The following is an 11,923-nucleotide window of genomic DNA, read 5'->3' as shown; positions in this document are numbered from 1 at the left end:
GATTAAATTCCGAAACCCCAATTGCGAAAGCAGTTGGGGTTTTGTTTTGCCCGCAGGAAAGTTTTTGCTCGCGTCAGCGAACAAATTTGCACAGTTATTTTCGAATCAGAACACTAGAATAGATCCCAACTTTTTCGGAGCCAGAGCCCTTATGTCAGATTCGGTTGACGCCCCCGGGCTGTCAGATTTACCGCTGGATGACTTGGTGGCCTGCCATGAGTGCGATCTGCTGATGCGCAAGCCTAAGCTTGCTCACGGCGAAAAAGCCCTCTGCCCACGCTGCGGTTACGAACTCTACGCTCACCGTCATAACGTGGTGCAGCGCAGTCTCGCCCTGGTCATTGCCGCACTGCTGCTCTACGTGCCGGCGAACTTTTTACCCATCATGCAGCTCAATGTTCTCGGACAATCGTCGCAGGACACGGTCTGGAGCGGTGTGATCGGTCTGTTCAACACCGATATGTGCGGTGTTTCGGTTGTCGTATTCCTTTGCAGCATGGCGATTCCACTGTTGAAACTGCTGTGTCAGCTGATCGTGTTACTGACGATCCGTTTCAACATCGGACGCAGTAATGGCTTGCTGCTCTACCGCATTTATCACCACCTCAAAGACTGGGGCATGCTCGAGGTCTACCTCATGGGCGTCCTGGTCGCGATCGTCAAACTGGCGGACATGGCGGCTATCACCGTGGGCCTTGGTCTGGCGTGTTTCATCGGCTTGTTACTGGTTCAGGTCTGGCTCGAAGTGGTGATGTCGCCGCACCAGATCTGGCAGGCGTTATCAGGAGAAGATGTCCATGCGGGCGATTGATGCAGGCATTCTGATCTGTACCGAATGCCACGAACTGAACAGGCAGGATGCCGACAGCGATGTGCAGACCTGCACCCGATGCGGTGCGCTGGTTCACGCCCGGCGACCCAATAGCCTCGCGCGAACCTGGGCGCTGCTGATCACGGCCGCGATTATCTACATCCCGGCCAACGTGCTGCCGATCATGACCGTCAGCTCTCTGGGCCAGGGTGATCCGAGCACGATCATGTCCGGCGTCATCCAGCTGATGCAGCACGGCATGATTCCAATCGCCGCCGTGGTGTTCATCGCCAGCATCCTGGTGCCGACCTTCAAACTGGTGGGCATCGCGCTGTTGCTGTTTTCTGTACAACGCCGCCAGCCGTTGTCCGCCCGTCAACGGATCTGGATGTACCGCTTCATCGAGTTCATCGGCCGCTGGTCGATGCTCGATATTTTCGTGATCGCCATTCTGGTGGCGGTCGTCAACTTCGGCCGGCTTGCCAGTGTCGAAGCCAATCTTGGCGCCATCGCCTTCGCCAGTGTGGTGATTCTGACGATGCTCGCCGCTGTCACTTTCGATCCCCGACTGATTTGGGATAACACGGAGTCGGACGCCGACCATGACTGATTTGCCTGTAGCGAAAACCCGACCGGCTTCGAACTGGTCTGCCATCTGGGTGTTGCCCCTGATTGCCCTGATTATCGGCGGCTGGCTCGGCTGGCGTGCCTACACCGAAACCGGCATCGAGATTCAGGTGCGGTTTGAAAGCGGTGAAGGTATTCAGGCCAACAAGACCGAAGTGGTCTACAAAGGCATGCCGGTCGGAAAGGTGAAAGCCCTCAAGCTCGATGATGAAGGCAACTCCAAAGGTGTCATCGCGACCATCGAAATGAACAAGGATGTCGATCAGTATCTGAAGACCAGCACCCGTTTCTGGCTGGTCAAGCCGAGCGTGACCTTGGCCGGGATCACCGGCCTGGAAACCCTGGTATCGGGTAACTACGTGGCAATCAGTCCCGGTGAAGGCGAGCCGACCCGCAAGTTCAAGGCCTTGGCCGAAGAACCTCCGCTATCGGATTCGCAACCTGGTCTGCACCTGACGATCAAGGCCGATCGCCTCGGTTCGCTGAATCGCGGCAGCCCCGTGTTCTACAAGCAGATCAAAGTCGGTCAGATCAAAAGTTACGTGCTGTCGGAAGACCAGAGCACGGTCGAGCTCAAGGTGTTCATCGAACCGACCTACGCCAAACTGGTGCGCAAACACACCCGTTTCTGGAACGCCAGCGGCATCAGCATCGACGCCAACCTGTCCGGCGTGAAAGTGCGCAGCGAATCCCTGGCCAGTATCGTCGCCGGCGGTATTGCCTTCGCCACCCCGGAGAACCGCAAGGACAGCCCACCCACCGATCCAAGTCTGCCGTTCCGTCTCTACGAAGACTTCGATGCGGCCGCCGCCGGCATCCGGGTGAAGGTCAAACTCAGCGATTTCGAAGGTCTGCAGGCTGGGCGTACTCCGGTGATGTACAAGGGCATTCAGGTGGGTAACCTGAAAGCGCTGAAGATCGATCCGGATCTGTCCAGCGCGACCGCCGAACTGACCCTTGATCCGCTCGCCGAAGACTATCTGGTGACCGGCACGCAATTCTGGGTGGTCAAACCATCGATCTCCCTGGCCGGCATCACTGGTCTGGAAGCGTTGGTAAAAGGTAACTACATCGCCGTACGCCCGGGCGACAAGGGCGGCGCTCCGCAGCGTGAATTCGAAGCCCGGCCAAAAGCGCCGCCGCTGGATCTGCGCGCTCCCGGCCTGCACCTGGTGTTGTTCACCGATACCCTCGGCTCGATCGATGTCGGCAGTCCGATCCTCTACAAGCAGGTCAAGGTCGGTTCGGTGCAGAGCTATCAGTTCTCCAAGACCCGCAAACAACTGGTGATCGGCGTCCACATCGAGAAGGAATATGAAAACCTGGTCAACGCCTCGACCCGGTTCTGGAACGTCAGCGGCGTCACGCTGACCGGCGGGTTGACTGGCGGTATTCAGGTCAAGAGTGAATCGTTGCAGACCCTGATGGCCGGCGGCATCGCCTTCGAAACGCCGCAAGCCAAGGCACCGCTGCAAAAACGCATTCCACGTTTCCGTCTGTTCGCCAACCACGATGAAGCGAATCAAAAAGGTGCCGTCGTTACCATCAAGGTCGATCGCGCGGACGGTCTGCGCAGCGGTACCCCGGTTCGCTTCAAAGGCCTGGACGTCGGCAAGATCGAAAGTGTCGACCTGACCGATGATCTGCAATCGGTGATCCTCACCGCGCGCATCACTGAAGTGCCGGAAAAGATTGCTCGAGTCGGCAGTCAGTTCTGGGTGGTCAAACCGGAATTGGGGCTGATCAAGACTTCGAACCTGGAGACCCTGGTTACCGGCCAGTACATCGAAGTGCAACCGGCGGCCAAGAACCTCGGCCCGCAGAAGAGCTTCGTGGCCCTGGCCAATGCGCCAGAGGTGACCAAGCAAGAGGCTGGCTTGAGTCTGGTACTGAGCGCTGCCCGTCGTGGCTCGCTTAAACCGGGTGTGCCGGTCACTTACCGCGAGATTACCGTGGGCAAAGTCACCGGTTACGAACTGGGCCAGACAGCGGATCGCGTGTTGGTGCACATCCTGATCGAACCGAAGTACGCGCCACTGGTGCGCAGCGGCAGCCGTTTCTGGAACACCAGCGGCGTCGGCTTCGACATCGGCCTGTTCAAAGGCGTGACTGTACGCACAGAGTCGCTTGAGACAGTGATTCAGGGCGGCATCGCTTTCGCCACACCGGACGGCGAGAAGATGGGTAATCCAGCCCGCGCCGAACAAACCTTCCCACTGTTCGACAAGTTCGAAGAAGAATGGCTGAACTGGGCACCGAAAATCCCCCTCGGTAAATAATCGAGAGCCCATGAAAAAGGGCCGCGATCCAATGGATCGCGGCCCTTTTTTGTGCCCGTCAGTTACGCATCAAACCGCATCCAGCTCCGGCTCGTCCGCTTCGACATTGACGGTGGCCTTCACCACATCGTGGCGACGGATGTACTTCCAGTCCGCCTCGTCGATGTAGATGCCGGCCGGGCCGCTGCCGCCTTCCAGGTCGATGGCTACACTGGCGCAGACCTGCGGCTTCACACTCGCCAGAATCGGCACGAAGCCCAGTTGCAGGCTGGTTTCCAGCAGCGCAGCCTGGTTCTTCTCGTCGATGTCCGCCGCCTCATCGAGGTAGTACGGCAGACGTACGCGACCGGCCAGGTCGCGGTCCATCAAGTGCAGCAACAAGTACATGTTGGTCAGCGCCTTGATGGTCATCGTGGTGCCGTTGGACGCCGCGCCGTCGATGTCGGTGTGGATAACCGGCTGGCCGTTGACCTTGGTGATCTCGAACGCCAGTTCGAACAAGTCCTTGAGGCCGAGCTGGTTGTGGTTCGCCGCCACCAGCCGCGCCAGATATTCCTTGGCCTCTTCGTTCTTGTTGTCCTGTTCCGCGCTTTGGCTCAGGTCGAACACCGAGAGGGTTTCGCCTTCTTCGTACTGACCGGCGCTGTGGATGATCTGGTCGATGTGCTTGAGCGCTTCCTTGTTCGGCGCAAGCACGATACGGAAGCTCTGCAGGTTGGACACCTGACGCTTGTTGATCTCGCGGTTGAACAACGCCAGTTGGTGCTCGAGGCTGTCGTAGTCGCTGCGGATGTTGCGCAGGGTCCGCGCGATATCGGTCACGGCTGCGCGACGGGCCTTGCCCAGGGTCAGGGCTTCGTCGGTGCGGTGCGCGTAAGCGTTGATCAGCAACGACAGACGACGCTCCATGTCGTCTTCGCTGTCGAACTTGGCCACGCCTTTCAGGCGCACCTGTGCATACAGCGCCTCGATCTGGCCATCGGCACGCAGCAGGCCTTGCCAGCTGTCCTGATAGTCGTTGAGCAGCGGCAGCAGGTTGTCCATCGAATCGTCGACCGGATCCATGAACGGCGTGCCGAACGGCAGGTCTGCCGGCAACAGCTGACGGCGACGCAGGGCATCGTCGAGGGTGCGCTGCTTGGCTTCCATGTCGGCAATCTGCCGGCCGACCAGTTGCAGCTTGGCCGACAGTTGCTGGACGCGCTCGGTGAACGCATCGCTGGAGCGCTTGAGTTCGTCCTGCGCGGCTTCCATTTGCGCCAGTTGCTCGAGCTTGTCGCCTTCTTCGGCGCTCAGGGTCTGAGTGCGACGGAAATCTTCCAAAGCTTTCTGCGCATCCAGCACCTGCTGGTACAGCGCTTCGGTCTGGGTCTTGCTCGCAGCGCGGTCGGCGGCCACGGCTTGCTGGGTCTTGAGTTGCTTGAGCTCTTTTTCCAGACGCTCTTTCTGATCGCGCAACGCGGCACGGTCAGCCAGCGCTTGCAGAGCCGGCGGCTCGATGTGCGAGATGTCGATCGACAGGCCAGGCACTTCGAAACGCTCGCCCTTGAAGCCGTCGAGAATCAGCTCCACGGACTTCACCCACTCGCCGTTCTCGTCGAGGGTGATGCCGTGTTCGCCCAGCGGCAGGCTGAACAGCGCGCTGTTGAACAGGCGCATCAGGCGCTCGACGTCCTGCTGCGAGAATTCTTCACGCAGACGGGCGTAGCTATTGTTGTCGGCGTGATCGAGTTGCTGCTTCACCGACTTCAGGCGTTTTTCCAGATCGCGAAGACGTTCTTCGAGATCCTCGGCACTGAACTGACGAGACTGCGCCAGCGCACCGGCCAGTTCGTCGTGAGCGTCCTTGGCCGCCAGCAGTTGTTGCTCCAGAACCTTGACGTCATCGACCAGCGCGAAGCGGTTCTTCAGAACGGACAATTCGCCGAGCCAGCGCTGGATGCCGGAGATTTCCCGTTCCAGACGCATCAGCTCCTGGGTGCCGCCACGCTGATCGTTTTGCAGATCGTCCTGCTCGCGACGGTAGTGTTCGGCCTGAATCGTCAGTTCTTCCTTGCGCGCTGTGGCGTAGTCCGACCAGGTGCCGAGCAACGAGTCGAGCAACGGCGACAGGCGATGCAGTTTGCCGCGCAGCACATCGCGCTGTTTCACGCCGTTGGCCAAGGCTTCGACCAGCGGACCGGCAGCTACCAGCGAGTTGTAGTCCTGTTCCATGCGACGCACGTCGCGGAAGGCTTCTTCGCACGCGGCGATGTAATCAACGCTGCCGGAACGCAGGCTGTGTTCGAAGGCATCGAGGAACAGCTGCTTGAGCTTGGCTGCGGTGATTTCGCGCATGTGCAGCAGGTTGATGAACAGCGCGCGGAAAGTCTTCAGGCTCTGCTCGCTGGTGGAGCGCAGCGGGATCAGCGTCAGATCCAGCGGGATCGACGTGTGACCGCCAACCAGCAAGCGACGCAGCTCATCGGGCTTGAGTTCGTAGGCTTTCAGACCTTCTTTCTCAAGGTTGCTGAACAGTTCTTTCTGCCGCAGGCAGGTGTCGTTTTTCTGGTAATGCGCCAGATCGAGCTTGCCGGCATAGGCAAAGAACTGGTGACCGAAACCACCGCCCGGGCCGCGACCGACCACGCCGATCACGTGCGGACCGTGGGGCAGGTTCACTTCGACGAGGATGTAGCTGGTGTCGGAGGCAAAGTAGAAGCGCCGGGATTGTTCCAGGCTGTACTTGCCGAAGCTCATGTCCGACATGCGCGCCAGGATCGGGAACTGCAAGGCGTTGATCGACGCCGACTTACCAAGGTTGTTCGCGCCGTAGACCGACAGCGGTTCTTCCAGCGGGAACAGGCCGAGGCTGTAACCGGCGGTGTTCAAAAGAGCAAAGCGGCGGATGCCGTAGCGTTCCTGGCTCATGCGTCGGACTCCTGTTCTTCGGCAATGGCTCTGGCCAGTGCGTCTTCTTCGCTCTCTTCTTCAAACTCGGAGAGATCGAGTGGATCGTCGGTGGCGAGGAATTTGGCCTCGGCGGCTTCGTCGATCAGCACCGGTGCCGGCAGCGGCAGAACGCTGTGCACGCTGGCTGCCAGATCGCGGTCTTGCTGAACCGACAGGCAGACGTCGAGGAAACGGTGCATCGGCGGCAGGAAACGATACACGCCGTTTTCTTCGCTGGCGAAACCGAGCTGGGTCATGCGGCGCATGATTTTTTCTTCGAGCTCTTCAACGGTCTGCACTTCGGCCTGGATGAACAGGTCGCGGTACTTTTCCAGCAGCGACGGCAGTTCTTCGCGGCCGAGGCTGCCGCCGTCGAGCACGGCGATCGGGTCGCGGCCCTGATCGGCCAGATGCTCGACGAGGATGAAGGTGAACAGCGCCAGGCGCTGAGCGGTCTTGTTCACCGCCGCTGCGGCCATGTCTGGCACGAAGTAGTAGAAACCACGGGTGTCGCAGACCAGTTCGAACCCCAGCGCCTTGAACAGCGTGCGGTACTGGTCCTGGAAGTTCGACAGTTGCGCGTACAGCTCCGGGTCGCGGCGGCTGACGTGGTAGCCCTTGAACAGCTCGCGGAAGATCGGCGCGAGTTGCGACAGTTCGGAAAGATCAAGATGCATTGGGGATGCTCGCAGAATCCTCGGCGGCGGCGTCGCCGGCCGAGAGCAGGGCGAAGGAGCGCAGGCTGACCTGGTGCTCGTGAGTGTGGTATTCGCGGCGTTCCAGACGCTCGCGCTTGAAGCGTTTTTCCCGCGACAGGCGCGAGAACCAGTAAAGCAATTCGTCGGTAGCGCCGTCCGGCTCCTGCTCCAGCAGCCAGGTCATCAGGTCCGGCATCGGCAGGGATTCTTCGCAACGGTCGACCATTTCGCGCACGGTGCGCGGTGCACGCGGGGCATCGCCAGTCTTCTGCGATTTGTGCGCCTTGGGGAAACGCGCCGGTTTCGGCTCGAAACGGGCCAGGGCGTAGACGTAGGCCTCAACCTGACTGGCGCTGCCGAGAAAGGTGCTTTGCGGCCGGGTGAACAACGGCATCGCGGCTTGCGGTACGGCGTCGATGCCTTTGCGGCGGATCGCGGCCAGCGCCAGCGCGGCACCACGGGTCACGGCGTTGTGCCGACGGGCTTCTTCACGCAGCGGCAGCAGCAGTTCACGGGCGTGACGCAGGGTCAACTGGGCGCTGGTCTGCATTTCGAGGATGCGCGCGTGGGTGCGCAGCAGCATGTCGTCATCGACCAGATGGCCGAGGCGCTGCTGTTCGCTGAGCATCTTCAGCAGCACGGTTTCGACCTTGCGCACGCCTTGCTCGAAGGCGCCGTCGGCGTTCACCAGATCGATCATCGGCTCGACGTATTCGTCCCAGGTCGCCAGTACTTCGGCGTAACGCTGACGCAGCGGAATCTGCCGGTCGCTGGTCTTGGCCCGTTCGGCCACGGCCACCAGCGCCTGTTCGTCGTTATCGAGTTTTTTCAGAACGTCTCGCACGCGCATGTCGAGCAGGCGCAGCTGACGGGCAAGATCATTGCCGTCGCGGACGTCGAATGCATCCTGAATGTAACCGGCCAGACGCTCAAGGTGACGCAGATAGGCTTCGATCTCCAGGCACAGGCCCAGACGGTGCTCGCGGCGCAGGTAGGCGAGGAAATCGTGAATCTGCGCGTTCAGCTCGAAACGGTTCGGGCTTTTCGCCACGGGAACCAGAATGTCGAGGCGGATCCACACGTCGAGCAGGCTGGTGATGTCCTGCGGCGTGCTATCCAGTTGCTGGGCGGCCAGTTGCGTGCGCAGTTCGTTGAGGCTCAGGGTGCCCTGGTCGAAGTGCTCGCACAGTGGCTCCAGAAGTGCCCAGTGTTCAGCGAGGGCGCGCAAGACGCGCTTGGGTTCGATCATCGGAATGGCCGGCTGGTTGGCGATTAAAAGCCGCGATTGTACTGCATCACGAAGGATGCGATTCACTCTCGGGACGGGCTGTCGCTTTTCTTTGCGTCAAGGTATCGGTCAAGACTATCGATCAACAGCGCGCGATCTTGAGCGAAGGGCGGTAGAATCAGCGCACTTCAGTTATCCACAAGTGGCCGACCCTTGCTAATCGAGTCCCGCCGCCGCGCCTATTTGAACGCCATGCAGGTGGTCAACTGGCTGCCGCGCACCGAATTGCCCTTTGCCGCGCCGTCGCGGCCCGAGTTGCTGGACATGCCCGAGCCCGAGATTGCCGCACCGGTAATGCCGACGGCTCCCGCCGAAGCGCCGGTGCAGCCGGCCGCGCGTGCGGTCGAACGGCCGAAGATCGAGGTTCCGCGACCTTCGCTGGCCAGTACCCGCACGGGCGCCAAACCGGTCGAAGAAGTCGACGAAACACCTGTGGTTGCCAAGCCGGCGCCGGTGCCGCCACCGCGCTTTGCCCTGCAATTGCTGCGCGCCGGCCGTTGCCTGCTGCTGGTGGAGTTACCCACAGGCGAAGCCTTCCAGTCGCGCGATCCTGCTTATCTGTTGCTCAAGGACATGCTGCGTGCCGCCGGTCTGCCGGACGCGCCGCAGATTGTCGGTGAGCCGGTGCGCTGGCCTTGGCTGAACCGCGGCACGATGGATCAGGGCCCTGAAGCGGCCCGGGATTTCGTCCAGGGTTTCCTGTCGGTGCAGATGGAGGCGGCGCCGTGCGCCTGTCTGTGGCTGATCGGCCTGCCGGCGGTGCGCTTTGCCGGTGAGGCGGATGCCGAAGCGTTCAACAGTGAATTGCAAATCGAGGGTCTTGGCCTGGCGTGGGCCGTGCCGGGGCTGGAATTGTTGATGGAAGAGCCACAGCGCAAGGCCGCCGTGTGGCAAGCCATGCGTCGGCTGATGGCGCGCTGGAAAGAATCGAATGAGTGACGCTGTATCGTTTCGCCCGATGACCGAGGCGGATCTGGACGCTGTGCTGAAGATTGAATTCGCCGCGTACAGCCATCCGTGGACCCGCGGGATTTTTCTCGACGGCCTGGGCAAGTACCAGATCTGGCTGATGTTCGAAGGTGAGCAGCAGGTGGGCCACGGGGTGGTGCAGATCATTCTCGATGAGGCGCACCTGCTCAACATCACGGTCAAGCCGGAAAACCAGGGTCGCGGGCTGGGGCTGACCCTGCTCGAATACCTGATGTCCCGCGCCTACGCCGCCGATGCCCGGGAATGTTTCCTGGAAGTGCGCGACAGCAACACGTCGGCCTTTCGCCTCTACGAGCGCTATGGCTTCAACGAGATCGGTCGGCGCCGGGATTACTACCCGGCGGTCGGCGGGCGTGAAGATGCCGTGGTCATGGCCTGCACGCTCGTCGACTGATCGCGGCAGGTGCCCTCAGCGCTTGCGATCCAGCGGATCGCGGCGCGCCAGTTCCGCTTCATCCAGCCCGTTGCCGCCGCCGATATCGTCCTCGTCGACCACGCTCAGATCCCAATCAGCCTGATTGCCTTCGCCGACCTCATGAGCATCCCGGGCGCCATCTTCATGAATCAGGGTTTCCGGGCTCAGGTCATCATCGGTAGGCTCGTGATCGGCGGTTGATGCCCCGGTAAAACCGGCTTCGCGTACGCGGTCACGGGGCATCAGTTGCTCGCGTTCGCGCTCGGGCAGTTCGTCGCCGATCTTCGCGCTGGGCTGTTCGTCGTCGAAATCCAGCTCATGCACCGAACCCATGCGGTCTTCGTTATCATCGATGGGCTCCGGTTGCACCGCATCGTAGGGACGTCGTGAATCAGTCATGGCAATTCCTCATACTGTGGGCCTTACTGAGGTGGACTCACCGGGGCCCCGAGAAATTCAAAGCAAATCACCCACGATCCCGGCGTGACCCCGACGGGCGGTCGACAGTCATACCAGCGCATCTTTCTTGAGGCCTTACAGCATGCACGACTTACAAGACCTGATTGATAACAACGAGCGTTGGGCTGACGCGATTACCAAGGAAGACCCGGATTTCTTCGCCAAGCTGGCCCGTCAGCAGACGCCGGAATATCTGTGGATCGGCTGCTCCGACGCACGGGTGCCGGCCAACGAAATCGTCGGCATGCTGCCGGGCGATCTGTTCGTTCACCGCAACGTTGCCAACGTGGTGCTGCACACTGACCTCAACTGCCTGTCGGTGATCCAGTACGCGGTGGACGTGCTCAAGGTCAAACATATTCTGGTGACCGGGCACTACGGTTGCGGCGGTGTGCGGGCGTCGATGCAGGATCGCCAGTTCGGCCTGATCGATGGCTGGCTGCGTTCGATCCGTGACCTGTACTACGAAAAGCGCGAAGAACTGGCCAAGCTGCCGACCGAAGAAGAGCAGGTCGACCGTCTGTGCGAGCTCAACGTGATCCAGCAAGTGGCCAACGTCGCCCACACCAGCATCATCCAGAACGCCTGGCATCGCGGGCAGAGCCTGTCGATCCACGGCTGCATCTACGGCATCAAGGATGGTCGCTGGAAGAGCCTGAACACCACGATCAGCGGTTTCGAGCAATTGCCGCCGCAATACCGTTTGCGTCCGGTTGGCGCGCCTTGATCGATCGTTCAGCGTAAACCTTGCCGGCGCCGCCAGCTCAGCAAATAGCGCTGACCTTCGAGATTGGGTGATTCATCGTAACCGGTGATCCACCCTCGGCAGCGCGAGGACCCGCAACCGCAGGCGAACTGCCGCAGCAGTTTGTCTTCGGTGGCGGTGTAATCGATGGTCAGCCTTTCACCCTCCAGAATATCGCGCAGGGCCCACACCCATAACTCGCTCATGTCGAGAAAGGTATTCGGGTCGCAGCAATGCTCGAACGCGCCGCAAAAGCGCGGATCGTAGAGGTGGATGCCGGCCAGCAATTGCCGGGTCTGCCGACAGCGATAGGGCAGCAACTGGCCTGAAACCCGGCACATTCGGGTGATACGCAGGAATGCCCGGCACGCTATGACAGCGGTAGCCACACCTTCGGGATCGTGAACAATCTCGAAATCACGTTTTGACGGAAATCCCATGCGCACGGGGAGCCCGGCAAAAGGATAAATGCCCTCGGTATCGCGTGCCGGTTTACCCGGTAGTGCGTAAGTGTTCATAACGGTCCCTGTTGGCTCGTTGTCGCAATTTCCATCGACTGACGTCCTGCCAGTCATGCAACACGATGATTGGATCCAAGATCCCGCAAATCACACTAACGGTCTACTGTCAGATCTGACAGGCGAAATAGACGCTTTCCCGGGTCAGCCAAGGCTGACACG

Annotated in this window: 11 protein-coding genes; 6 read left to right on the top strand and 5 right to left on the bottom strand. The window is 60.6% G+C overall.

Annotated elements, in window-relative coordinates; genetic code table 11:
- Positions 1-151: 151 nt before the first annotated feature.
- Genes AC1Q9F_RS12705 through AC1Q9F_RS12695 form a run of 3 tightly spaced genes read left to right on the top strand, consistent with a single transcriptional unit; the run spans position 152 to position 3,717 of the window.
- A complete protein-coding gene (locus tag AC1Q9F_RS12705) occupies positions 152-811 on the top strand; it encodes a paraquat-inducible protein A (protein WP_492620014.1) in 660 nt (219 codons plus the stop codon).
- Positions 798-1,421: a paraquat-inducible protein A gene (locus AC1Q9F_RS12700; RefSeq protein WP_492619793.1), complete on the top strand. Its 624-nt coding sequence runs from the start codon at positions 798-800 to the stop codon at positions 1,419-1,421. The genes AC1Q9F_RS12705 and AC1Q9F_RS12700 overlap by 14 nt, the downstream gene beginning before the upstream one ends.
- Positions 1,414-3,717 carry a PqiB family protein gene (locus tag AC1Q9F_RS12695; RefSeq protein ID WP_207983943.1) on the top strand — a complete coding sequence of 768 codons (2,304 nt, stop codon included), beginning with the start codon at positions 1,414-1,416 and terminating at the stop codon, positions 3,715-3,717. Before AC1Q9F_RS12700 ends, AC1Q9F_RS12695 begins: the two co-directional genes overlap by 8 nt.
- A gap of 69 nt (positions 3,718-3,786) precedes the next feature.
- On the opposite strand, the gene mksF is transcribed toward AC1Q9F_RS12695, so the two are convergent.
- The 3 genes from mksF to mksB are packed head-to-tail and all read right to left on the bottom strand — an operon-like array spanning position 3,787 to position 8,595.
- A complete protein-coding gene (gene mksF / locus AC1Q9F_RS12690) occupies positions 3,787-6,627 on the bottom strand; it encodes an Mks condensin complex protein MksF (RefSeq protein ID WP_007951766.1) in 2,841 nt (946 codons plus the stop codon).
- Positions 6,624-7,325 carry an Mks condensin complex protein MksE gene (gene mksE, locus AC1Q9F_RS12685; RefSeq protein ID WP_007951764.1) on the bottom strand — a complete coding sequence of 234 codons (702 nt, stop codon included), beginning with the start codon at positions 7,323-7,325 and terminating at the stop codon, positions 6,624-6,626. The genes mksF and mksE overlap by 4 nt, the downstream gene beginning before the upstream one ends.
- Positions 7,315-8,595 (bottom strand): Mks condensin complex protein MksB, encoded by a 1,281-nt coding sequence (mksB, locus tag AC1Q9F_RS12680; protein WP_207983941.1) that lies wholly within the window; start codon positions 8,593-8,595, stop codon positions 7,315-7,317. Before mksB ends, mksE begins: the two co-directional genes overlap by 11 nt.
- Positions 8,596-8,826: 231 nt before the next feature.
- Here mksB and AC1Q9F_RS12675 point away from each other — a divergent pair, with 231 nt between their 5' ends.
- Together AC1Q9F_RS12675 and rimI are read left to right on the top strand one after the other, a co-directional pair.
- On the top strand, positions 8,827-9,573 hold the full coding sequence (locus tag AC1Q9F_RS12675) for an energy transducer TonB (RefSeq protein WP_492620015.1): 747 nt from the start codon (positions 8,827-8,829) through the stop codon (positions 9,571-9,573).
- Positions 9,566-10,018, top strand: a complete 453-nt coding sequence (rimI, locus tag AC1Q9F_RS12670; protein ID WP_007951758.1) for a ribosomal protein S18-alanine N-acetyltransferase — start codon at positions 9,566-9,568, stop codon at positions 10,016-10,018. Before AC1Q9F_RS12675 ends, rimI begins: the two co-directional genes overlap by 8 nt.
- Before the next feature lie 15 nt (positions 10,019-10,033).
- Here rimI and AC1Q9F_RS12665 read toward each other — a convergent pair whose 3' ends face one another.
- Complete coding sequence (locus AC1Q9F_RS12665; protein ID WP_179693732.1) at positions 10,034-10,438, bottom strand: serine kinase/phosphatase; 405 nt, start codon at positions 10,436-10,438, stop codon at positions 10,034-10,036.
- A 142-nt stretch (positions 10,439-10,580) separates the two neighbouring features.
- Here AC1Q9F_RS12665 and can point away from each other — a divergent pair, with 142 nt between their 5' ends.
- Positions 10,581-11,225 (top strand): carbonate dehydratase, encoded by a 645-nt coding sequence (gene can / locus AC1Q9F_RS12660; RefSeq protein ID WP_007951756.1) that lies wholly within the window; start codon positions 10,581-10,583, stop codon positions 11,223-11,225.
- Between the two features lie 8 nt (positions 11,226-11,233).
- Here the strand turns inward: can and AC1Q9F_RS12655 are convergent, their stop codons facing one another.
- Complete coding sequence (locus AC1Q9F_RS12655) at positions 11,234-11,761, bottom strand: SET domain-containing protein (protein ID WP_492619794.1); 528 nt, start codon at positions 11,759-11,761, stop codon at positions 11,234-11,236.
- Positions 11,762-11,923: the final 162 nt, after the last annotated feature.

The organism is Pseudomonas sp. GW823-FHT04A03, assembly GCF_058796615.1.
The sequence above is the reverse complement of the archived record's forward strand: the minus strand, read 5'-3'. Positions and strand labels throughout refer to the sequence as shown.